Origin of the sequence: Bacillus sp. FSL K6-1106, assembly GCF_038005245.1 — a bacterium.
In the GTDB taxonomy this organism is placed as follows: domain Bacteria; phylum Bacillota; class Bacilli; order Bacillales; family Bacillaceae; genus Bacillus; species Bacillus altitudinis.
In genome coordinates, this window is the sequence record NZ_JBBOSV010000001.1 from 2,734,618 (window position 1) to 2,757,218 (window position 22,601).

At 39.5% G+C, this 22,601-nt stretch carries 25 protein-coding genes and 1 pseudogene; 19 read left to right on the forward strand and 7 right to left on the reverse strand.

The features are described 5' to 3' along the window. Positions 1 to 14 precede the first annotated feature (14 nt). The 15 genes from MHI20_RS14295 (at position 15) to MHI20_RS14365 (ending at position 10,999) form a co-directional block, all read left to right on the forward strand. On the forward strand, positions 15 to 530 hold the full coding sequence (locus MHI20_RS14295) for a HEAT repeat domain-containing protein (protein WP_144668351.1): 516 nt from the start codon (positions 15 to 17) through the stop codon (positions 528 to 530). Beyond that, the gene (locus MHI20_RS14300; RefSeq protein ID WP_144668349.1) at positions 530 to 949 is read left to right on the forward strand and encodes a TlpA family protein disulfide reductase; all 420 of its coding nucleotides are present in this window, start codon (positions 530 to 532) and stop codon (positions 947 to 949) included. The genes MHI20_RS14295 and MHI20_RS14300 overlap by 1 nt, the downstream gene beginning before the upstream one ends. Positions 950 to 972: 23 nt before the next feature. Next, positions 973 to 1,170: a hypothetical protein gene (locus MHI20_RS14305; RefSeq protein ID WP_144668347.1), complete on the forward strand. Its 198-nt coding sequence runs from the start codon at positions 973 to 975 to the stop codon at positions 1,168 to 1,170. 146 nt (positions 1,171 to 1,316) lie between these two features. Beyond that, complete coding sequence (locus tag MHI20_RS14310; protein ID WP_340939059.1) at positions 1,317 to 2,444, forward strand: DUF418 domain-containing protein; 1,128 nt, start codon at positions 1,317 to 1,319, stop codon at positions 2,442 to 2,444. A gap of 173 nt (positions 2,445 to 2,617) precedes the next feature. Further along, positions 2,618 to 2,989, forward strand: coding sequence for a GntR family transcriptional regulator (locus MHI20_RS14315; protein ID WP_008343911.1), 372 nt, complete (start codon positions 2,618 to 2,620; stop codon positions 2,987 to 2,989). Between the two features lie 5 nt (positions 2,990 to 2,994). Beyond that, complete coding sequence (locus MHI20_RS14320; protein WP_327859513.1) at positions 2,995 to 3,870, forward strand: ABC transporter ATP-binding protein; 876 nt, start codon at positions 2,995 to 2,997, stop codon at positions 3,868 to 3,870. Next, positions 3,854 to 4,459: an ABC-2 transporter permease gene (locus MHI20_RS14325; RefSeq protein ID WP_159145338.1), complete on the forward strand. Its 606-nt coding sequence runs from the start codon at positions 3,854 to 3,856 to the stop codon at positions 4,457 to 4,459. The genes MHI20_RS14320 and MHI20_RS14325 overlap by 17 nt, the downstream gene beginning before the upstream one ends. 184 nt (positions 4,460 to 4,643) lie before the next feature. Continuing rightward, entirely contained in the window at positions 4,644 to 4,859 is a 216-nt protein-coding gene (locus MHI20_RS14330) for a helix-turn-helix transcriptional regulator (protein WP_039176085.1), read from the forward strand. Continuing rightward, entirely contained in the window at positions 4,856 to 5,155 is a 300-nt protein-coding gene (locus MHI20_RS14335; RefSeq protein WP_008343907.1) for a hypothetical protein, read from the forward strand. The genes MHI20_RS14330 and MHI20_RS14335 overlap by 4 nt, the downstream gene beginning before the upstream one ends. Before the next feature lie 55 nt (positions 5,156 to 5,210). Continuing rightward, positions 5,211 to 6,158: an alpha/beta fold hydrolase gene (locus tag MHI20_RS14340; RefSeq protein ID WP_340939068.1), complete on the forward strand. Its 948-nt coding sequence runs from the start codon at positions 5,211 to 5,213 to the stop codon at positions 6,156 to 6,158. Positions 6,159 to 6,251: 93 nt separating this feature from the next. After that, entirely contained in the window at positions 6,252 to 7,142 is an 891-nt protein-coding gene (locus MHI20_RS14345) for a helix-turn-helix domain-containing protein (protein WP_041508153.1), read from the forward strand. 130 nt (positions 7,143 to 7,272) lie between these two features. Then, positions 7,273 to 7,905: a TetR/AcrR family transcriptional regulator gene (locus MHI20_RS14350; protein WP_041508154.1), complete on the forward strand. Its 633-nt coding sequence runs from the start codon at positions 7,273 to 7,275 to the stop codon at positions 7,903 to 7,905. Between the two features lie 28 nt (positions 7,906 to 7,933). Next, positions 7,934 to 8,605 (forward strand): hypothetical protein, encoded by a 672-nt coding sequence (locus MHI20_RS14355; protein WP_045034667.1) that lies wholly within the window; start codon positions 7,934 to 7,936, stop codon positions 8,603 to 8,605. 3 nt (positions 8,606 to 8,608) lie between these two features. Next, positions 8,609 to 9,391, forward strand: a complete 783-nt coding sequence (locus MHI20_RS14360) for a DUF4097 family beta strand repeat-containing protein (protein WP_340939072.1) — start codon at positions 8,609 to 8,611, stop codon at positions 9,389 to 9,391. Positions 9,392 to 9,610: 219 nt separating this feature from the next. Further along, the gene (locus MHI20_RS14365; protein WP_041091711.1) at positions 9,611 to 10,999 is read left to right on the forward strand and encodes an amino acid permease; all 1,389 of its coding nucleotides are present in this window, start codon (positions 9,611 to 9,613) and stop codon (positions 10,997 to 10,999) included. A gap of 38 nt (positions 11,000 to 11,037) precedes the next feature. Here MHI20_RS14365 and MHI20_RS14370 read toward each other — a convergent pair whose 3' ends face one another. The 4 genes from MHI20_RS14370 to MHI20_RS14385 all read right to left on the reverse strand — a co-directional run bounded on the left by MHI20_RS14370 (position 11,038) and on the right by MHI20_RS14385 (position 16,551). Beyond that, positions 11,038 to 11,919: a glycerophosphodiester phosphodiesterase gene (locus MHI20_RS14370; protein WP_340939076.1), complete on the reverse strand. Its 882-nt coding sequence runs from the start codon at positions 11,917 to 11,919 to the stop codon at positions 11,038 to 11,040. Positions 11,920 to 12,011: 92 nt separating this feature from the next. Continuing rightward, positions 12,012 to 13,346: a glycerol-3-phosphate transporter gene (gene glpT / locus MHI20_RS14375; RefSeq protein ID WP_008343899.1), complete on the reverse strand. Its 1,335-nt coding sequence runs from the start codon at positions 13,344 to 13,346 to the stop codon at positions 12,012 to 12,014. Between the two features lie 218 nt (positions 13,347 to 13,564). Next, the gene (locus MHI20_RS14380) at positions 13,565 to 14,335 is read right to left on the reverse strand and encodes a SurA N-terminal domain-containing protein (protein ID WP_008359353.1); all 771 of its coding nucleotides are present in this window, start codon (positions 14,333 to 14,335) and stop codon (positions 13,565 to 13,567) included. Between the two features lie 152 nt (positions 14,336 to 14,487). Then, positions 14,488 to 16,551, reverse strand: coding sequence for a thioredoxin domain-containing protein (locus tag MHI20_RS14385; protein ID WP_340939082.1), 2,064 nt, complete (start codon positions 16,549 to 16,551; stop codon positions 14,488 to 14,490). Positions 16,552 to 17,124: 573 nt separating this feature from the next. On the opposite strand from MHI20_RS14385, the gene MHI20_RS14390 reads away from it, so the two are divergent. Then, positions 17,125 to 17,580, forward strand: a complete 456-nt coding sequence (locus MHI20_RS14390; protein WP_048002323.1) for a hypothetical protein — start codon at positions 17,125 to 17,127, stop codon at positions 17,578 to 17,580. A gap of 353 nt (positions 17,581 to 17,933) precedes the next feature. Here the strand turns inward: MHI20_RS14390 and fabF are convergent, their stop codons facing one another. After that, positions 17,934 to 19,166 (reverse strand): beta-ketoacyl-ACP synthase II, encoded by a 1,233-nt coding sequence (gene fabF / locus MHI20_RS14395; protein WP_340939087.1) that lies wholly within the window; start codon positions 19,164 to 19,166, stop codon positions 17,934 to 17,936. 103 nt (positions 19,167 to 19,269) lie between these two features. On the opposite strand from fabF, the gene MHI20_RS14400 reads away from it, so the two are divergent. Beyond that, complete coding sequence (locus tag MHI20_RS14400; RefSeq protein WP_340939088.1) at positions 19,270 to 20,106, forward strand: helix-turn-helix transcriptional regulator; 837 nt, start codon at positions 19,270 to 19,272, stop codon at positions 20,104 to 20,106. A gap of 68 nt (positions 20,107 to 20,174) precedes the next feature. Here MHI20_RS14400 and MHI20_RS19250 read toward each other — a convergent pair. Further along, positions 20,175 to 20,299 (reverse strand): annotated as a pseudogene (locus MHI20_RS19250) (DUF255 domain-containing protein); the annotation flags it as partial. A 241-nt stretch (positions 20,300 to 20,540) separates the two neighbouring features. Beyond that, positions 20,541 to 21,323 carry a hypothetical protein gene (locus MHI20_RS14405; protein WP_224562944.1) on the reverse strand — a complete coding sequence of 261 codons (783 nt, stop codon included), beginning with the start codon at positions 21,321 to 21,323 and terminating at the stop codon, positions 20,541 to 20,543. 404 nt (positions 21,324 to 21,727) lie between these two features. On the opposite strand from MHI20_RS14405, the gene MHI20_RS14410 reads away from it, so the two are divergent. Together MHI20_RS14410 and MHI20_RS14415 are read left to right on the forward strand one after the other, a co-directional pair. Then, positions 21,728 to 21,988: a metal-sensitive transcriptional regulator gene (locus MHI20_RS14410; RefSeq protein WP_003217059.1), complete on the forward strand. Its 261-nt coding sequence runs from the start codon at positions 21,728 to 21,730 to the stop codon at positions 21,986 to 21,988. A gap of 125 nt (positions 21,989 to 22,113) precedes the next feature. Continuing rightward, positions 22,114 to 22,596, forward strand: a complete 483-nt coding sequence (locus MHI20_RS14415) for a DsrE/DsrF/DrsH-like family protein (RefSeq protein ID WP_340939092.1) — start codon at positions 22,114 to 22,116, stop codon at positions 22,594 to 22,596. Positions 22,597 to 22,601: the final 5 nt, after the last annotated feature.

Below are 22,601 nucleotides of genomic sequence, written 5' to 3' on the forward strand. Positions count from 1 at the left end.
AGGAGTTGATTGTCATGAAACCAGAAGATAAGCTATCCCAATCGGTTCAACGTTTAGTCAATACCAATGAAGTAACGATCGTTCAAGCCATGGGGGAGTTAAGGAAATCAGGAAAAGAGGCAGTGCCAGTGCTTGTTGAAGCCTTAAAAGTAGAGGGTTCTTTGCGGAATATTGCAGCAGCGGTACTTGGTGAATTTGGAGCAGATGCAGGGGACGCAGCAGAAGCTCTTGCCAAACTGTTAGAAAGTGAAGAAGAGGAGACAAGAATGGCGGCTGCGATCTCACTCATGAGAATTGGTCAGCCTAGTTTGCCATTTCTTCTGCCTTTGGCAAAACGCTATAAGGGTCCTACTTGTTTTTGGGCGTCGTGGTGTATCTCTTGGATTGATCCATCAAAAATCGAAAAAAATATGTACGAGTGCCTAAAACAGGAACAAGAGAATCCATCAGGAAATGTGGCACCTTTTGCTGCAGAAGAGGCACTAGGAAAAATCATCGCCTTTCAATTAAAAGAAAAGGGGGATGAGTAGTGGAAACGCAAATACTTAAATGGCCTGAGCACCTTCCTTGGATTCATTCTTCACATCAGCGGTGTTTACCTGAAGAGCATACTCAGCTTCTTTATTTTTGGTCAGTTAACTGTCCGCATTGTGAAGAATTAACCGATCACATTCTATATAGTGTGGATCAGTTGAGTATCCATTTAACCTGTGTCCATGTTCCATATACGGAAGAAGAAAAATCGATAGAGGTTGTTTCGAAATATGCGGAGGAAAAGAATCTCATTGCTCCCATTGTGTTGGATCAAGATTATGAGATTGTCACAAAATATAAAATTCAAGGATTACCAAGTTTTTGCCTCATAGATAAAGAGGGACAATTAATTGATCGGAAAATGGGAGATACCGGCTGGGAAAAAATATTAAAAAAACTAGAAAAACGATCATAATTAGAGTTGTGGAGGAGAGTGCTTTGTTTCAATCAAACCAAGAATTGAAAAAAACGGTGGTCTTTTATGCAAGTGTGGGAGCTGTTTTGCTGATTCTCATGCTGTTGAAATGGCTGCCGATTTCTGCAGACTGGGAGTTGCCGTTGATTTTGTTTGGATTGGGGATTTTGTTTTATGTGAAGCGTGTGCTTTGGAAGGATGAAAAGAGTCATCAATCATAAGTAGGATACCTAGAATATAAATTCTAGGTTTTTTTATTAAATTTACCTTAAAACATGATTTTTCACATGGGGATGAGATCCAATTTTTTAAAAGTGTGGTAGGATAAATATGCTTTATTTTTATATTTTCCGAAGGAGCTGTCGTGTTGAAGGGATCTAGGGTTGAGTTTATTGATAGTTTACGTGGTTTTAGTTTATTAGGTATTTTGATTGTGAATATGCTTAATTTTCAATATGATTATGATTTTGAGAAGATGTTTGATCCGAGCATATGGGGGCAGGAGTTTGGGGTATATGTGACGGAGATCTTGTTTCAGGGGTCATTTTATCCGATTTTCTCCTTTTTGTTTGGGTATTCTTTTATCAAGTTGATTGAATCCACGAAGGCAAAGGGGCTGAATACGAATGCCATCGTCGTTCGCCGCGGCTTTGGTCTTATTGTGCTTGGGATGCTGCATTACATATTCATTTGGAATGGTGATATTCTCTTATATTATGGAGCATGTACGTTTTTCTTGATGATGTTTATAAATAGTCGAATCAAAACAGTGTTTATATGGTCGGGTATTTTAGGTGCCGTATCTTTAGTGATTTATCCATCTCTAATGAATTTTATTTACGGAAATTCTGAATTATTAACAAATGTATATGGAACTGGTACATATGGCGATATTGTGTTGAGCCGGATTACAATCGAAGATGATATGGTAATCGTCTCCATCATGATGGCAATTGTAACACTTACTCTGACACCAATTTTAAGTCTTCTCTATGCTCCTATCATGATCGGTCCATTTGCACTGCTTGGCATGGCGATCGGGAAAAAAGGTCATTTGACAGAAGAAGATCGAGGCATGGCTTATCGTAAAGGCTGGGTTTGGATGATTATCATCGGGCTCGCTTTAAAATGTGCGACGTTCAGTGATGCTCCTTGGAGCGAAATGGTGTTGACGTTAGGAGCCTATGTCCTGACGATCGGTTATATTCAAGCTTTCATTGTCTTCTACTATTCAAATGCTGCACAAGGGTTGAAACGTTTGCTTGCAGGACTGGGCCGATTGTCTTTATCAAACTATTTGGCTCAATCTATTATTTGTACAACGATTTTCTATTCTTACGGACTTGGGTTATTCGGACAAATGGGCTCAATGTTTGGACTGGTACTTGCTGTTGGACTTTACACAGCTCAGCTGTTCATCAGCTATCTCTATTTGAAAAAGTGGAGAAGAGGGCCTGTGGAATGGCTTATGGGAAAATGGGTATATTGGAGATAAATTGATTTGTTGAGGAACCGCATGGCTGAAGAGCTGTGCGGTTTTTTAGTTGGATCGCATTCAAAAAAGTTCATAAAAGGAGTTGAATATTTTTTCAGTGTGTATATAATGTATATATAGAGTATATACAATATTTCATTGCGAATACCAGTACAGAAAAAAGAGGTTTTTATATGCAAATTACGATTTCTAACCATTCTAAGGAGCCTATCTATGAGCAGATTACGACGCAAATCAAATCGTTGATCTTAACGGGGGAGCTTGCAGAAGGTGCGGGACTGCCGTCTATCCGAAAGCTGGCGAAGGATTTACAAATCAGCGTCATCACAACAAAACGTGCATATGAAGAGTTAGAGAAGGCAGGATTTATTTATTCGATTGTCGGTAAGGGATCATTTGTTGCCGAGCAAAACCTAGAGGTCATGAGAGAGAAAAAATTGAAGGTGATTGAGGAACAGCTTGGAGCGGTTGTTACAAACGGCAAGGAATTAGGCTTATCTTTTGATGAATTGCAGCAGTTATTAAAGTTCTTGTATGAGGAGTGAGATGAGTGGAGCACGTGATTGAATTCAAAGGAGTATCAAAACGGTTCAAAGACTTTTCTGTGCAGAATCTTGATTTACAGGTCAAAAAGGGCTTTGTTACTGGGTTTATTGGAGAAAATGGAGCCGGTAAGTCGACCACGATTAAAATGATCATGAATTTGTTAAAACCAGATTCTGGTGAGGTTAAAATTTTTGGATTAGATTATCGCACCCATGAAAAAGAGATTAAGGAACGAATTGGCTTTGTTTACGATGCTAACGTTTTTTTCCCAGGATTGAATTTAAAAGACATCAAACGAATTGTGGCACCTGCCTATAAACGCTGGGATGATAGACTATTTTATCAATATAATGAACAGTTTGGTCTGCCGCTGAATAAAGCGATTAAAACATTTTCAAAAGGGATGCAGATGAAGGCATCGCTTGCGATTGCGCTGTCGCACCATGCAGAGCTGATTATCATGGATGAACCAACTGCTGGTTTAGATCCGGTCTTTAGAAGAGAGCTGCTCGGCACGTTACAAGAATTGATGATTGATGGAAATCGAACGATTTTTTTCTCAACGCATATGACGACTGATTTAGATCGCATCGCGGATTATATTGCGTTTATACAAAATGGAAGATTGGTCTTTCAACAGTCGATTCATGAGGTGGCGGAGAATTATGCGCTGGTGAAGGGGAGCCTGGATTTGCTGGATCGAGACACAGAAAAGGCGTTTATCCATATTCAGCGTACGGCAGCCGGATTTGAAGCATTAACAGATCGGGTTGATGAGGTGAAACTTATTTTTGGGGATGCTGTTGTGATTGAACCGGCGTCGCTTGAGGATATCATGTTTTATTTGAAAGGCGGGGTTGCGCATGTTTCATTTAATTAAGCGTGATGTGATTTTGCAAAAGAAGCAGTTACTTATTTTTATTCCGTTTATCTTATTTTTCATTTTCATGGATGTCCACCCAGTTTTAACGTTTCTAGTCGCTAGTGTCTTTATTCCATTTAACACATATGCTTATGATGAGAAGGCAGAAACGAATATTCTATTAAATTCCTTGCCCTATACACGTAAAGAAATTATCGCATCACGTTATCTTGGCGCCATTTTCTATATGAGTATTGCGATCGTGCTGACAAGTGCTGCATTATTTGTGTTTGGGAAGCTGTTTTCGCTGTCAGATATTGCGATTGGCAGCGGGTTGTTTTTATTGTTCGCAGCATGTACGTTTCCATTGTTTTATATCTTAAAGCCTGGTTATATCACAACGGCAGTGATCATTGGCTTTATCGTCTTATCTGCTATGGGACCGCCTGTTGTTCTCTATTTAGCAGAGCAATTCAGTGGGATCACTAATTTTATCATGAATTTATCGATCCCTATTGTCTATACGGGGTCAACTGTACTGATTATGCTCATCTACTTGCTGTCTTGGGGACTTTCTACTGCTATTTACCAGAGGAAAGTGTTTTAAATCAGATGATCACATCATTTATAGAGAATCATTCATTTTGAGGTAGGCCTTTCAAAATGGATGATTCTTTTTTGCATCCGGTGAAATTGACATACAGAAGAAAAGAGGTTATTGTTAATTAACATAATGTTAATTATATTTAACATATTGTTAAATAAATCATCCTTTAAGAAAGGAATTTGAAATGGAGATTAAAAATAGAATTAAGGTATTACGGGCAGAAAAAGACTGGACACAAAAGGATTTGGCAGAGAAGTTAGGTGTGACTCGTCAAACTGTGGCAGCGATTGAAAATGGTAAATATTCTTTGTCTTTAAAATTAGCATTTCAAATTGCTAGGACATTTGAAGTTGATTTGTATGACGTATTTCAAGAGGTCGACAAGGAGGAACAACAATGATAACGACGATCATACTTTATTCTCTCATTACCCTTTCTATTTTAAGCACGGCCTTTCAATTTAAGAAAAACCGTGAATATAAACATGATGAACGAGGTCAATTTATTTTAGCGAAAGCCGGAAGTTTTTCCATTATAGGTGTGGCTTTAGCCTATATATTGGTTGCTGTCGTTCAATCTTTGGTCCATCAATTCTCATCTCCAACAGAGTGGTTTTATATAGCAATTACGTTTATGTATGTATCAAGTGTTTGCGCAAATACAATCGGCATCATCTATTGTGAAAGAAAATATTAATTTTCATCGATGGATGTGAGCTAGAGTTCTTCATCATGAAGGGAAGAGAAAACCAATGAAAAAAATATTGAGAATCATGTTGATCTCCATAGGCACCATTATCACGGTCATGGTTGTTTTTCTAGCTACTGTTTATTTTGTAAACCTCATTAGTAATGAACGGGAGAAAGGGAAAATAGAAGATTATGGGCAAAAGGTCTTGGTGGATGGGAAGCAGATGAATGTGCTCATTCAAGGCGATGGGAAAGAAACGATTGTCCTTCTACCAGGCTATGGAACTGCTTCACCCGTGCTGGATTTTGAACCGTTAGTCAAGGAGTTATCGCCAGATTATAGAGTCGTTGTGATTGAACCGTTTGGTTATGGTTTAAGTGACGACACAGATAAAGTAAGGACAAGTCAAAACATTGTGGATGAGATTCATGAATGTTTGCAGAAACTCAACATTAAAAAATATACGCTGATGGGTCATTCGATTTCTGGCATCTATGGATTAGAATATGTGAATCAATACGAAAAAGAAGTCCAAGCCTTTGTTGGAATTGATAGTAGTTTTCCTAAGCAGGAGGATGCAGATGAATTACCAGTCTCCAGCTTACAGCTGCTTCATCAATCCGGATTTTACAGATTGATAGTGAAAATGAATCCAGATCAACTAGTGATGCCTAAAGTAGATGATCAAACGAAAGCTCAGATTAAAATGCTGACTTTCCGAAATTTCTTGGATGAAAGCCAAGCTAGTGAGGCAGAAAACTTTAGAAACAATTTTAAAAACGCTCAACGCCTACATTTCCCTAAGAAGCTCCCTGTTGCTTTCTATCTAGCGGATCAAACGGAGAAAGAAACACCAAACTGGAAACCAATGCATGAAGAGCTGCTGAAAAATGTAGACCACGGAAAAGTCGTTACTTTCAAAGGCGGCCATTATTTGCATCATACGAAATCAAAAGAAATCGCAGATGATGTGAGGGAGTTTCTATCGAACAACGAGCGCTCACGTTAGCGTTTTTCCTCCTCAGCTGGACAGATGAAACATCGCAATTTTGATCAAAACGAGTGAACTGATTTGTTTTATGATCAAGAAGAGGTGAGGGAGATGATGTATAGTCGGGTGACGCAAGAGGTGATTTCTTATTTGGAGTCGCATTTGATGGATGAGCTGTCGCTGAGACAGGTGCATGAGAAAGTAGGATATTCACATTTTCATTTGCTGCGTGTATTTAAACGAGAAACCGGGCTGTCGATGGGGGAATATGTGCGGAAACGAAGATTAGCTACGGCTGCACAGCTTCTTTTGTATACGGATCAAGGGATTTTAGACATCGCTTTTTCGTTACAATTCCAATCGCAGGAAGCCTTTACGCGTGCTTTTAAGCATCTTTATTCTTTACCTCCCGGAATGTACAGGTCCATGATGAGAGACATGCAAATGAAAAAGGAGGAAGATTCGATGACATTACATGAAGCAGTACCTGGCTGGGGTTTGAGTGGTTCACATCCGCATATGTATGAGATGGGTGTTGATACAGCAGAGTTTCATACGGGAAAGCAATCAGGTGTTTTATCATCTAAAGAAGGCGTACAAGAAGGACAGTTTGCGACGATGATGCAGGGGTTTCAAGCAAAAGAGTATGTAGGCAAGCGGTTGAAGCTCTCTGCTTTCTTGAAAACAGAGAATGTATCTTCAGCAGGAATTTGGATGCGGGTAGATGACGGAAAGGGTGATACGGTGCAGTTTGATAATATGCAGAATCGACCTGTGACAGATTCTACGGAATGGAATCAATATGCGATCGTATTAGATGTTCCTACGCGCAGTGAATCCATTCATTTTGGAGTGCTACTCAGCGGTCATGGAACAGTCTGGGCTGACGGTTTTCGATTTGAGGAAGTGGATGAGAAAACACCTACAACGAATATGGTGGAGGCTTCGGCTCTGCCAGATGTGCCGATGAATTTGCATTTTGAGCTTGAGAAGACCGTGTGAGCGGTCTTTTTTTGTTGTATACAAATCTGCATGAACCGTTTATAATGAAAAATATAATTAAACATACCGACGGTCGGTATGTAAAAAGGAGGCGTTTGAACTGGCGCGAAATAAGTATCCAGAAAAGACGATGCAGCAAATTTTGGACGTGTCGACAAAGTTGTTTCAGGAAAAGGGATTTGAAAAGACAAGTTTGCAAGATATTATCCATGAATTGAATATGTCTAAAGGGGCTATTTATCATCATTTTAAATCGAAGGATGAAATATTACGCGGCGTGATGGATCGGCAGTTTCGTTATGCAACCGAGAAGCTTGAGGAGTTAATTGAGCATACGGAGGCAGCTCATGCGAAAGAGAAGTTGCAGCTTATCCTGGAGCAGCTTGTGGCAGACCCGCAGTCTCATTCGATTGATGGGATCTTGGTTGATCAGATGAAAAATCCGCAATTTGTGATTGAAGGCATGAAGACAGGTGTCAATCAGGACGCTGTGAGAATCAAACAGTTAATCATTGAAGGGATTGAGGATGGTTCGATGGAAACTGCGTTTCCTGGTGAAGTGGCAGAAGTATTTTTGCTTCTTGTGAATATATGGTTGAATCCCACCTTGTTTGTACGCAATCATGAAGAAACGGTCCAGCGTTTGTGTTTTTTAAAGCAGATGATGAAGGGTCTTGGCGTGGATATTGTGAGTGATCTATTTATTCAAAAGGTGACAGCGCACTATGCTGAAATTGGCGGGTATGATCTGCCCGAAAAGTAAAGAATGCCAACTGATAGGAGGATGACGTATGATTCATTTTATGAAGGTTGAGCTAAGAAAAGGCCACATGAAGCAGTATATTCAAGCTAGTTTCATCGCGAGTATTGTGCTGCTAGTATTCATCTATTTTATTGCGTTTGCTGCAAAAATTGAACGCGAACCGGGTTTTCAGCAATATACGAATATTTATTTGTTAACGAGTACAGTATGGATGATCTTTTTTTCTATCATCACAGCTATGCTGTATTGGCGTGTAGGCAAGACTGTTTATCAGGAACGCACATCCAATTCAGTGAGATTCCTTTCTCATATGATATGGATGGTGTGCCTTTCAACGTTTGCGATGATGTGCAGTATCATTCCTTCGTTTGTTGTGTTTAGTGTGACTGAATTGTTTTTCCCTATTGTTCACGATACGCTGACGGCAGGTTCTCTGTTTCAATTGATGAAAACATTCTTTATGTTGATTGTTTGTGTTCAAGCGATTGGCATGATGGCGATGAGAATAGGGTTGAGCAAGAAATCTGTTTTGATGACCGTCCTGACTGCAATTGTTTTATGTGCTGTTTTAGGAAATGTATCGCTCGCCATTTATGGCAATGATCAAATGAACCTCATCCTGTCAGGAGTGATGATTGCAGCAGTCCTCATTGTGATCTTGGAATTGTGGAGCCGCATCGGCCGGCTGCAAACGAGGTAATTCATGATGGGAAAAGGATGGAGACATGTGAAGCATACGGTTCAAATTGAAGAAGCAATAACGGAACTTTCGTTAAACTGGCTGGTGGGAGATGTTCGCCTTTATCACCATGATCATCCTTATTTATTGATGAAGCAGACCACCAATCACGTATTCCCCCATCGGTATTTACTGCATCATCAAGTGCAGGAAGGCAGGCTAGTCATTCAAGATAAAAGAAAACGAGCGATCAGCTTGGGGCTTCATCTTCATCAAACGAATTTGGAGATTTACCTCCCTCAGGCACAGTTACAGTCCTTGTCTATTCATTGTAAAGGAGCAAATCTATTCTTGAATGGACTGAAGGTGAAGGAGGCTGACTGCCAATTGATTTCTGGAAAGTCCATGTTTACGGGAGAAATCAAGCATCTGCACTTGCAGACAGTGGGTGGACTTATCTCTAGTCAACAGCTCAACACGCAGACATTGAGCCTGCGTACTACTTCGTCAAAAGTGGAGATGGTAGGTGCTTTTTCAGATATTGATCTGAATTTAATAGGCAGAAGGGTACAGATACATTCAAAGGCCATGTTGCATTCGCTCAAATCGACGTCAACTGGATCATCTGTCAAAGTGGCGATTCCGGAAAATGATGGATTTATTTGTTATGTGAAGAAAAGATCAGGTACTTTTCACAATGACTTTCCTTGTGTTGATGATCAGGATAGAATGGTATATAAAAATGGAGGGAAAAGCTTTGAGGTCGATATAAGGGGAGGTTCTTTTCTATTAAGTGATGGTCATTGAAGCGATGATGATCCTCTGATTCGATATATCAATATAAAATAATTTGAATATCTTTTTATGTCAGAATATTTTGTTAATAGTGTTTTCCTCAAAAAAACAATTGTTTTTTAAGGGTAGATTTATTATGATAATATACATCGAAAGATTGAAGATTTTGAATCAGAATGAAAATTCTGATTTTTTATTTTTTATGTTGTTTGTTGATGAGGGGGAATAGAAGTGGCTCAAAAGGAATTAAAGAGAGGGTTAAGTGCTCGTCATATTCAAATGATTGCGCTTGGCGGCACAATTGGTGTTGGTTTATTTATGGGGTCAGCTAAAGCCATTCAATGGACAGGTCCATCGGTTCTTCTCGCGTACGCAGTGTGTGGTATTTTTATCTTTTTTATTATGCGTGCGATGGGAGAAATGTTGTATCTTGAACCGAGTACGGGATCGTTTGCTACATTTGGGCATCAATATATTCATCCGCTTGCGGGGTATATGACAGCTTGGAGTAACTGGTTCCAGTGGGTCATTGTTGGAATGTCTGAGATTATCGCCGTAGGCGCTTATATGAAATATTGGTTCCCGGAGTTACCGGCGTGGATTCCCGGATTAATCGCCATGATCATTTTAGGTGCGGCCAACTTGATTTCGGTGAAGTCATTCGGTGAGTTTGAATTCTGGTTTGCGATGATCAAGATTGTGACGATTATTTTAATGATCATTGCAGGTTTAGGCATTATTTTCTTTGGGTTTGGCAATGGTGGAACAGCGATTGGTTTGTCTAACCTTTGGGCGCACGGCGGATTCTTTACAGGTGGATTTAGCGGTTTCTTGTTTGCATTGTCCCTAGTGATTGCTGCCTATCAAGGGGTAGAGCTCATTGGGATTACTGCAGGTGAGGCGCAAAATCCGCAAAAGACGCTGACAAATGCCATCAAAAGCATCATCTGGCGTATTTTGATTTTCTATATCGGTGCGATCTTTGTCATCGTGACGGTGTATCCGTGGGATCAGCTGAATACGCTCGGCAGTCCATTTGTGGCGACGTTTGCGAAAATTGGAATTACGGCAGCAGCAGGTATTATTAACTTTGTTGTCATTACAGCAGCGATGTCCGGCTGTAATAGTGGAATCTTCAGTGCGGGACGTATGCTTTATACATTAGGTGTGAATGGACAGGCACCTGCTTTCTTTACAAAAATTTCGAAGAATGGTGTACCGTATTTTGGGACATTTGCTGTGCTGATTGGTTTAGCGGTTGGGGTGGTCTTAAATTACGTTTCTCCGCCAAACATTTTCGTTTATGTGTATAGTGCGAGTGTCCTTCCTGGTATGGTGCCTTGGTTTGTCATTTTGATTAGTCATATTGGCTTCAGAAAAGCGAAGGGGGCAGCGCTTGATAATCATCCGTTTAAGCTGCCGCTTGCGCCATTTTCTAACTATTTGACAATCGGATTCTTGCTGATGGTGCTTGTGTTTATGCTGATTAATCAGGATACACGAATTTCTCTCATTGTGGCAATTGGGTTCTTGATTTTAGTGGCGCTTAGCTTTTTTGTATTTGGAATTGGTAAACGAAAACCGATTGAAACAGCTTCTTCTGATCAAACGGTGGAATAATCAAAAGCCTTGCGGAACAACCGCAAGGCTTTTGTCGTTTACAGAGAAGCTTTGACACGCTGAAAGACATCTGGAAAGTTGGTGAAAAGACCGGTGACGCCGTATTGTAGAAGACGTGTCATGTCTGCTTCGCTGTTTACCGTATATGGGTGAAGGAGGAGTCCGTGGCTTCTGACCTGCTGTACATTTTCAAGTGTCAAAGCTCTAAAATTCGGTCCGACCCCCACTGCATACGATTTGATGAAGTCGAGCTGATCATTTGTAATAGACGTCATTTGTGCTCTATCTAATAGCTGTACTTTTGGAAGCCGAGGGGCGAGTTTCTGCAATTTTAATAGACTTTCTTGGCTGAAAGATTGGATGATGACCTGCCCTTTTCTCGTATGTTTTCCAAGAAGATGATGTTTCTTTAAGACGGCCAATAGTTTTTCTTCCATTTGCGGATAGATGTCTGGTTTTTTGGTTTCAATATAATAATTTTCTCGTTTACCGAAGTAGCGTAACACCTCATCTAATGTGAGGACTTGCTGTCCAATAAAGTGGGCATTTTGTTTGTCGGGGTTGGTTTCGTTAAACCATGTACCGGCATCAAGCTGTTTGATTTCGGCGAGTGTGAGGTCTTTGACCCAGCCGGTTCCGTTTGTCGTCCGGTCAACCGTTTCATCGTGCATGACGATGAGGTGTCCATCCTTTGTCATTTGAAGGTCGAGTTCGAGGTAATCTGCATTCATCTTTGTGGCGAGCTTGTAGGAAGCTAGGGTATGCTCTGGGGCATACCCTGATGCTCCGCGGTGTGCAACGGTTAAAATGCGATCTGGAGATAAAAGATGTTCATGTGCCGATATGGTGGTCGGCACCCAACCAAAAGACAGTAAAGCAAAAGAGAGTAACACGAAAGCAAGTAATCTACTTTTCTTCATATTTTATCCTCCTTTTACGGTAACTGCCTCCATCATAAGAAATAGATGTAAAGGGCATGTTGGGCGGAGATGAATCTTTTATGTGATTTTCATTAAGCTTGCTCTACGCGCTTTCCTGTATTCCATGTCATGGCGAGGAACACAATCGCAAGGATACAAGAACCAACTAGTAAAATGAAACCTCCTGTCCAGTCATAGTGATCGACGACGACACCCATCATGGCATTAGCAAAAGCAGAGCCACCAATATATCCAAAGAATCCTGTCAACCCGGCAGCAGTGCCAGCGGCTTTTTTCGGAGCGAGATCAATGGCTTGCAGTCCAATGAGCATGACGGGTCCGTAAATTAAAAACCCGATGCTGATGAGGGCAATGTTATCAACCATTGGATTGCCAGCAGGGTTTAACCAGTACACAAGAACCGCAATTAATACGCCAATCATAAAGAGTACGCCAGCAGGTGCGCGGCGGCTTCTAAAGAAGCGGTCACTAATCCACCCGCACAATAATGTACCAGGAATGCCTGCATATTCATAAAGGAAATAAGACCAGCGTGAATGCTCTGGTGAGAATCCTTTTGCTTCTGTTAAATAGGTAGGTGCCCAGTCTACGACCCCGTAACGGACAAAGTACACAAAGACGTTGGCAATGGCGATATACCAAAGGAATTTATTGTTGAGTACATATTTAAACAAAATCTCTTTTACGGTTAATTCTTTTTCTTGATCTTCATATTGTTGTGCCGGATAGTCATTTCGGTATTCTTCAATTGGCGGAAGACCAGCGGATTGCGGGGTGTCCCGTACGAGAAGAATGATGACGAAGGAGACGATAATGGCGATGATGGCAGGGAAGAAAAAGATACTTTTCCACGTCGCAAACAAAACAATTCCTAATGTAATAAGCGGTGCAAGAATCCCCCCGCCGATATTGTGAGCGACGTTCCAAATGGACATTTTCGTACCACGTTCACTCACCGAAAACCAATGCGCCATCGTTCGTCCGCATGGCGGCCACCCCATTCCTTGAAACCAGCCGTTTAAGAACATGAATAAAAACATGATCCATACACTGGATGTCACCCATGGAAATGAGACAAAAAGAATATTGATAAGAGCTGATAGAAAGAGTCCAGCGGCTAAAAAGTATCTTGGGTTACACCGGTCTGAGATCATCCCCATAATGAATTTACTAAAGCCATAAGCGATTGAAACAGCCGCCAGTACAAAGCCTAATTCACTTTTTGTGAACCCCTCTTCCTGTAAATAAGGGATGGCAAATGCGAAATTTTTGCGCAGCAAATAGTAGCCCGCATATCCGATAAAGATTCCCAAAAAGACTTGCAGCCGCAGCCGTTTATAGGTTTCGTCTGTTTTGGCATCATCGAGCCTGTCGATATGCGGAGCTGGTTTAAACCATTTGAACATAAACATCCTCCTCTTGTAGATATGACTGAAACAAAAGTACGAGGTCTGTCTTTGATCTTGTACTTTTTCAGAGACAAAAGAATTGATAACGCTTTCTTTTGTACTCCCATCATATCGGATGGAGAAGATGTTTATGATGAGGCTTTTGTCATTATTTTGGAAAAACAGTTCATGAAGTGATGAAAAAAATCCGCACAATGGCGGATTTTTAATAGTGGTTAAATTGATACATCAATTTTTGCAGATTTCTTTAGTTGATCAATTTCTTTTTGTACTTCTTTTTGCTTTTCTTGAGATTCTAACTGCTTCTTGATTTGTGATTTGACGTCTTTGAAATCAGGTGCTTTTTGTTTTTGCTTTTTCATTTGTTCGGCGTATTGGTCATAGTAAGCTTTGACGTCTTTTTCAGACACAGAGGCTGATTTAATTTCTTTGTCGACATATTGGCTGTATTTGATGCTGTCGGCAATATCACTTTTCAGCTGATCCATTGTCAGTCCGCTCTTTTTGAGTGCTTCTTCAAATTGAGCATTGTCTTTAAATTGTTTCTTTTCTTCTTTTAGCTGCTTATCGACTTGCTTGTCAGAGGCTTTATAGCCCTTCTTCTCAGCATCTTGCAGGATGAGCTCTTGACCTACGAGCGCATCAATGGTTTGCTTCTTGACAGCTTTAGCGCCTTCTTTAGATGTTGGGTCTTGTCCTGACTGCTGAAGTTGACCTTGAATGGTCGATAGAGCGCTATTGTATTCACTTCCTGTGATTTTATCTTTGTTGACGGTCGCAACGACCTTTTGATCATCAATTTTTTGTGCGTCTAATTTCTTTTGCATCTCTTCCATTTGCTTTTGCTGCTCTTTTTGGTCAGCCTGTGTTGTTTCCTTGCTTTTGGCTGAATCGTTTTGCTTATCCTGTTTCGCATCGTTTGATGAGCAGGCTGCAAGCCCCACTGATAACAGACAAGCAATGAGTGTATATGATACTTTTTTCAATTATTTTCTCTCCCTTCGGTATGAGAACATCTAGTGCGCATTCTAACCGTTTTAGAGGAAAAATAAAACCGTATAGACGAATTGTTAGCGGATTGACATGTTTTTTATCTGTTTGTCCTCATTTTGTCTTCTCATAGTCATCATATGACAGCTCAAGTTTGGAATAATTGTTCCATCGCTTCGTCGAGATTGGTGATCGGCTGGCGGCAGCTGTAGTTTTCACAAATATAGACCGTCGTGCTGTCGTTGATCGTTTTGTAATCTTTTGCAAAAGGTGCGAGCCTTGCTAATTCTTGCCCTGTTTCGGCAGTTAAAATGAGATCAAATGGCATGAATCGTTTTTGCAATGCTTGTAGAAGCTGTTCTTTTTGCGGATCGCCCTTTTTCCCGAGAATAATGATTTCTCGTTTTACGGCATATTGGCTTAATAGTCCTTGTAAAAAGGCGGTATGTCCGCTTGGATAGGAAGAGACATCGACGTAAAAGGCGCTGAACATCTTCTCTAGTGTTTCGATCCAGTCTTGACGTCCGATCATTCTGCTTAGTTTCAGAAGCTGTTGGAGTGCAGTACTGTTACCAGACGGCATGGCCCCGTCGTATACTTCTTTTTCACGAACAATAAGCGCTTCTGCATCTGAGCCTGAGAAGAAAAAGCCCCCGATTTGTTCATCCCAAAACAGTTCAAACATATTTTCAGCAACGGCTCTTGCTTTTGTCAGCCAATCTAGGTCAAAGGTCGCTTCGTATAAAGACATATAAGCTGTGAGCATGTGCGCATAATCTTCGATAAAGCCTAGATGCTTCACGTCCCCTTCCCTGTAGCGGACCATGAGCCGTTCCTGCTGGACGAGGTGTGTTTCTAGAAAAGACATTGCCTGTTTTGCCATGCGGATGGCTTCTTCTACATGAAAGACACTCCCTGCTTTGGCAAGTGCGGAAATCATCAGCGCATTCCACGAGGTGAGTACCTTGTCATCGATCAGCGGTGCAGGTCGCTGCTGTCTTACAGTGAGTAAGATGTGTCGAGCGGATTGTAGTTTGGAATGAAGGGTTTTGTCGTCGATTGAATATGCTGCCTTGATGTCATCAAATGAGGTGGAAATGGTATGAGGGATGTTCTGTCCTTCAAAGTTTCCTTCCTCTGTGATGTGGTAGACCGCACAAAATAAAGTGCCGAGGTCATCGCCTAAATGGGTCATGATCTCCTTTTTTGTCCAAACGTAATATTGCCCTTCTTTTCCTTCTGAATCGGCATCGATTGCCGAATAAAAAGAGCCGTCACGATTCATCATGTCTCGTTTGATAAATTGAATGAGGTCATGGACAAGCTTTTCGTACTCAGGGTGTTGAGTGATTTGATAGGCTTCGGTGTAGGCATCTATTAGCAAGGCGTTATCATACAGCATCTTTTCAAAATGCGGCACAAGCCATTTTTCATCGGTTGAATACCGAGTAAATCCAGAACCAATATGATCATAAATACCGCCGTTTGCCATGCCGTTTAACGTTTTTGTGACAGCATATAACGCATTTTCTTGCCCTGTCCATTCAAAATAACGCATGAGAAACGTGAGCATATGAGGCGCAGGAAATTTAGGCGCAGAACCGAAGCCGCCATACAGCGTATCAAAGCTGCTCATGAGCTGATAATAGGCTTTGTGAATCGACTCCTGAGTGAGCGTATTTTCTGTCTGCCCTGCTGCCTTGATCCGCAAATTATTTGTTGCCTTTTCTGCCAATGATTCAATATGATCTCGGTCGTTGTGATACGCATCCAGCAATTGCGTCAGTGCTTCAATGAAGCCAGGACGGCCGTAAGCACTTCTTTTTGGAAAATAAGTCCCCGCATAAAACGGCTTTTGATCAGGCGTGACAAACACGTTGAGCGGCCAGCCTCCTTGCCCAGTCATCATCTGACAAACGGACATATACATCGAGTCAATATCTGGCCGCTCCTCACGATCGACTTTGATTGAAATGAAATGCTCGTTTAGGATGTCAGCGACTTGTTGATCTTCAAAGCTTTCGTGTGCCATGACGTGGCACCAGTGGCAAGTGGCATAGCCGATGCTGACCAGCAAAGGCTTGTTTTCTTTTTTTGCTTTATCAAATGCTTCTTTTCCCCATGGATACCAGTTAACTGGGTTATGGGAGTGTTGGAGAAGGTATGGAGATTTTTCAGTGATTAATCTGTTGGGTTTATTGTTAGTAGACATGGAATCTCCTCCTTTCATATTTATTTATTAAATCTTTTTGAGTGTAAAGGGTGATGGGCTTAAGGAATTTCATTTGAATTTAGATAGTACTACTTCAAAAAAGTTACGTAGGATAATAACCGATAGTTCTTTATTTTGAAACTGAGCAAAAATCAAAAAACTATAATTAGGTCAAAGATTTATAGGGAATGCTGTGGAAATTTTAACTTTCGATAGATTTGTTTTCAATTCTTTTATTCACTTCATTAATTATGAAAACCTATATTAATGCCTTTTAAATGGAATTTATTACTATATTTATCTTGTGTGTATTTAATCAATAATAACAAGCTGTTATAATAGCTTTGTGTTTTTATGAAAATATGTGTTAAAAGTGGTGTTGGAAATAAATGCATACTATTCATTCTAGTAATCTCTTCGTTTGGTGGAGAAGCACTTTTAGCACATTTAATTTCAATAGGTCTAGCGGTGACTATTACAGGAGTTACTTATGTTGCATAATCTGAGTTTAAGAAGCAGAAAAGAACATACATTCAAAAAATCTAAAAAATGGGTATATGAGAAGGTGTAGATATGTTAGTTATTGATCAAAATCCAAAAGGTGAGCAGTACTCCAAATTAATTGATTTGGCTTTCGAAATTTGTGATGAGTTTCATTTAGTTTTAAGAAAAGATATGGGATCTTTAAAATCTTTTGATCCCTTCCTAAAAAAACTTGAAAGTTCATTGAAAGAGATGAAAGAACAATCAGAATGGGCTAGCACAATGCTATTTAACAATACAGCAAAAGTTTATTACTATTATACAGATGAAAATGCGAAGAGTATTCTAAAAGAATTCGCAAATTCTTTATATGATTGGGAGCAACCAAATTTACCAGAAGACTTGTCCTTCTTCAAAAATGGTGAAGAATGGCTGGTTACATCTTCTCATGAAGAAGAAAGTTATATAGATACGGAAAATGATACAGAGATACAAAGGATATTAAGTATACCAGAATTAAAAGTACATATGGAAAAATGGGATTAATGCTATTTAGTATTCAATAATAGTGTATTGATATAAAAGTAAGGAGGCTAATAAGATAGTTTCCTTACTTTTAAACTGTTATGGGCGTTCTCATTTATTTCTTAATTAAGATGTATTGTTTGTGTTCCAATAGAAGATTTGAACTTTAAATGTTTCCCAAATTGTTGAGTCTTGAAATTAATAACTAAATCCAAACTCTCATCCTTATCTTCATCCTCAAAACCGTCTAAACAGGAATATAATTAATATATCAGATAGCTGAGGTCCGTGATCAAGTGTCTGTGAGGTATTCCCATCATGAAAAATCAAGGGCTATAAACCCTTGATCAATTCATTGTATTCTTTTCACTACTTCAATCGTAATGTTTTAACAAGATGGCTGAATTATGTCCTCCAAAACCAAAAGAATTGGATAGCCCATATTTCAATGGAAGCTGTCTCGCTTCTAATACAACATCTAAATTGCAATCTGGATCTTGTTTCTCTACATTAATAGTTGGCGGAATCATTCCTCGTCTCAAACTTTCCACTAAAGCAATCGCTTCTACTCCGCCTGCAGCACCAAACATGTGCCCAGTCATTGACTTGTTCGCAGTTGTTGGAATTTCACCTGAACGATCACCAAATAATTTCTTAATGGCTAGAACTTCTGAACGATCACCTACTTGTGTACTTGTTGCATGAGCACTAATAACATCGATTTCACTTGTTGATATATCTGCACTTCTCAATGCTTTCTTCATGGCTAAGTAGGCACCCCTACCTTCTGGGTGTGAAGCGACCATATGATGTGCATCTGAACTAGCCCCGTATCCCACTACTTCACATAATATCGGCGCATCTCTAAGAATTGCGTTGTCTAATGATTCTAATACTAAGATACCTGCGCCTTCACTCATAACAAAGCCATCTCTATCTGTATCGAATGGACGGCTAGCTCGACTTGGGTCTTGGTTTCTAGTAGATAGTGCATGTGCGTTTCCAAAACTAGCCAAAGATATCTGGTTGACGGCAGCTTCTGCTCCACCGGCAAATATAATATCTGCTTCATCATTTCGGATCGCATTGAAAGCTTCACCAATAGAAGTGTTACCGATAGAACAAGCTGTGACTGGTGCCAATGATGGCCCTTGTGCGCCTAATTTGATGCTGATTTGGGCCGCAGCTGCATTTGAAATCATCATGGGGACAAGGCTAGGGCTTACTCTCGATGGACCTCGTTTATCTAATACATTCACCTGATCAACAAGCGATTGTATGCCCCCGATTCCTGAACCAACATATACGCCTAAACGTTCAAGATCTACTTGATCTAACTGTAATTGTGAATGTTCTAATGCTTGTTCGGCTGCTGCTAAGGCAAACTGACTAAAACGATCTAATCGTTTTGCTTCTTTTCTCCCTAATATTTCATCTGCATCGAAATCACGAACGATTCCAGCTATTTTTGTTTTATAATCAGTCGTATCAAAAGAATCAATGAGAGATATTCCCGATTGTCCTTGAACTAGTTGATTCCAAAAGCTATCTATATCATTTCCTAGTGGAGAAATAACTCCCATTCCAGTAATGACAACTCTTTTCATGATCATTCCCTCCTTGTTTTTATTAACTTTATCCATTGTGTTATCCTATTACAAGTTGTTGTTTATCCTAGTATAATGAATAATATTTTAAAGGGTGATCATATTGAAACCTGAAACAAGACTTCAAGCATTATCAGAATTTCTAAACAACCAACGTTCAAAAATCACGCCTCAAATGGTTGGTTTACCTGTAGGAACCCGCCGAAGAACACCAGGACTCAGAAGGGAAGAAGTGGCTCAACTAGCCGGTGTGAGTCTTACTTGGTATACATGGTTAGAGCAAGGCAGAGATATAAAAGTATCTACTTCGGTATTAGATGCGATTTCTAGTGCATTACAATTAAATAACGATGAAAGGAGATATTTGTACGCTTTAGCGTTAGAGGAAGGTGTGAAACAATCCTATATCATTGAGAATGAGAAGGAAATCAGTCCGGCTTTAGTGAAAATTTTGCAGGAACTTCGTTATTGCCCAACGATTGTATCTGATAGAAGAAGTCAGATTGTTGGGTGGAATCAAGCAGCAGCTAATGTATTTTTGGACTTTGAACAAATCATCCCGGCAGAAAGAAATATCATCCGCTTACTATTCGCAAGAAAGGAATTTAAAAGTTTAGCCGTGAATTGGGAGCATTTTGTAAGAGGATATATCGCCATATTTAGAACGTATTATGGACAGTATGTGGCGGATGACTGGTATGAGCAATTTATAGAAGAAATGGAGCAGGCATATCCTGAGTTTCGTAAAATATGGAATGAAAATGAGATCAGTTATGCACCTGAAGTATTAATTGAATTTCGTCATGCTAAGGTAGGGAAAATGTTGTTTAATCTCACTTCATTACAAGTGTACGGGGATACTGATTTAAGATGCAGTGTCTATACTCCAGTTGAGGATACTGGAACGGAGCTTAAGTTGAAACGTTTAATTGAAGGGTAGGTATCGTTTGGATGAAGTTATTATGGCCATTAAATATAAAAGAGATCCAATGCAGTCAGTGAGAAGTGGGCATAACCGATGCTGATGAGCACGGGTTTATTTTCACGTTTGGCTTTGTCAAAGGGCTGCTCCCACGGTTATCAGTGAACTGTTTGTGAGCGTGTTGAAGGAAGTATGTTGAATTTTCATTGATGAGTGGATTGGGATTAGTTGTTTGGTATGGGTCACCTTCTTTCTGATTATTATTTTATTCCAAGAAAGAGTTGGTAAACGTTCACTCAAAATAAACGTAAAATTTTACTATTAAAAAAAGAGCCATTTATATTTTGAAGCATGTCAAAATTATAGATGCATAATCAGATTTGATAAATTAACAATAGGCTTTAATACTCAAGAACAAAAAACAATTTACATTATAAACTGGTATCTATTTTTCATGAGATATCATCTGGATATCCATATGGATTAGAGATTGCAGAGAACCACCAATCCGATTTTGAACCAAGTTTTTGACCTATTTGTGTAAATAATTCGTTCGATTTATTTTTTGCATTATAATAGTTATCTATTGTGAAATTTTTTTTGAATTGGTGATTAAGCCTAATAATTTTTTTGAAATAAACATATCCTAAACCTCTAACTTCAAAATAATGTTTTATAAGTAACTCTTGTGCATTAAAATGATCTGTATGCCCTAAAAGTTCATATAGTTGAGTAAACATAAGGGGTCCTTGTATGTACTTGTCTACTTTATAAGAATTAATTTTAAGTTTTTTGCAAAGCTGAACATAGTCTAATAACAATGTATTGCAAAGAGCTATCTCTTTATCAATTGTCTTTTTATAGATAGTATCTGGTTCTTTATTAATCAGATTGAAATAATCCATGATTAATTCTGGTTTTGCATACTGTAAATTAGAACCTATTTTTTCTAATATCATTCTGAAAATCTTTTTTGGATTCTTTGATTGCAACCATAATAACTCTAATGGTTTTATCTCAATATTTCTAGCATGTACAAACTCCCCAATTATATAGTTCTCTATTTCAAAAATTACAGGAGAGTATAAATTCTGAAGAGATTCTTTATGATATTTTATATCTTCCCTTTTTCGGGAGAAATGATGTGAAAATAATTGGGCTGTAGAAGCAGCGCCAAATCCAGCAAAGATTGTTATAATTGTTTTAAGATCTAATTGTTCAAAAAAATTATCCACAACATCACCTATTTTTTGTTAATTATTTCGGTTCCTTTTTGGATAGAAAAAGTTATTTACATATTAGCAATCATCAGATGCCTTTTACGACTCTTCATTTTGTCGCAACTTTTATTAACCCTATCAAAGTAAAATTATACCATAAAAGCGTATTTTAACTACCCATTTTCTATATTATAGAGCAATAACGTGAACCTAATCTCATTTTTATTTCATATAGTGTGTTTCGCTCTTTATTCTATTTATAAGGTGAATATATACTCTATGAAAGAAGCTAGTGCGTAATGAGTAGAGTTGCTGGGATAATTATCTCATTAGCCTTTTATACTGATTCATCATGTTTGACTAAATACCTATCAGGGTATACTATCTGATCATAGGGAAAAGAGAAAGGAGTGTTAAACGTGGAGTATAATCAGCAGATGAAGAATCGTCTTCGCCGGATTGAAGGGCAGATTAAAGGAGTTCTTGCGATGATGGAGCAGGGAAAGGATTGCCGCGAGGTGGTGACGCAGCTATCTGCATCACGCAATGCCATTGATCGGGCAATGGGTGTGATTGTGAGTACAAATCTTGAGCAATGTGTCCGTGAAAGTCTTGAACAAGGCAAGGATACAGAGGGGCTTGTCAAAGAAGCGGTTGAGCTCTTGGTGAAAAGCCGGTAAGAAATTCCTCAGCCTTTGGAGGTTGACGAATTTTTTTACTTGTTATAATATACCCTTACCGGTATATGTATATATTTTTTGCGGTTTGTATACCCCCATGGGTAATTTATGTAAGGAGGATCATGATGGAGGAACAGAAAAAACGAACAACAATTGTTTTATTTAGTGGAGATTATGATAAAGCGATGGCCGCTTATATTATTGCAAATGGCGCAGCAGCTTATGATCACGAGGTGACTATTTTTCATACTTTTTGGGGGCTGAATGCCTTGCGTAAGGAAGAGATGGTGCCACTGAAGAAGGGATTTTTAGAAAAAATGTTTGGCAAAATGATGCCGCGTGGCGTTGATCGAATGGGGCTGTCAAAGATGAATTTTGCAGGAATGGGACCGAAGATGATCAAGCATGTGATCAATAAACACAATGCCATGACCCTGCCGCAGCTCATTGATATGGCGAAGGAACAAGAGATCAACCTCGTGGCATGTACGATGACGATGGATCTCTTAGGGCTGCAGGAGAATGAATTATTAGCAGACATTCAATATGCCGGTGTGGCAGCGTATTTAGCAGAGGCAGAAATCGGGAATGTGAACTTATTTATCTAGGGGGG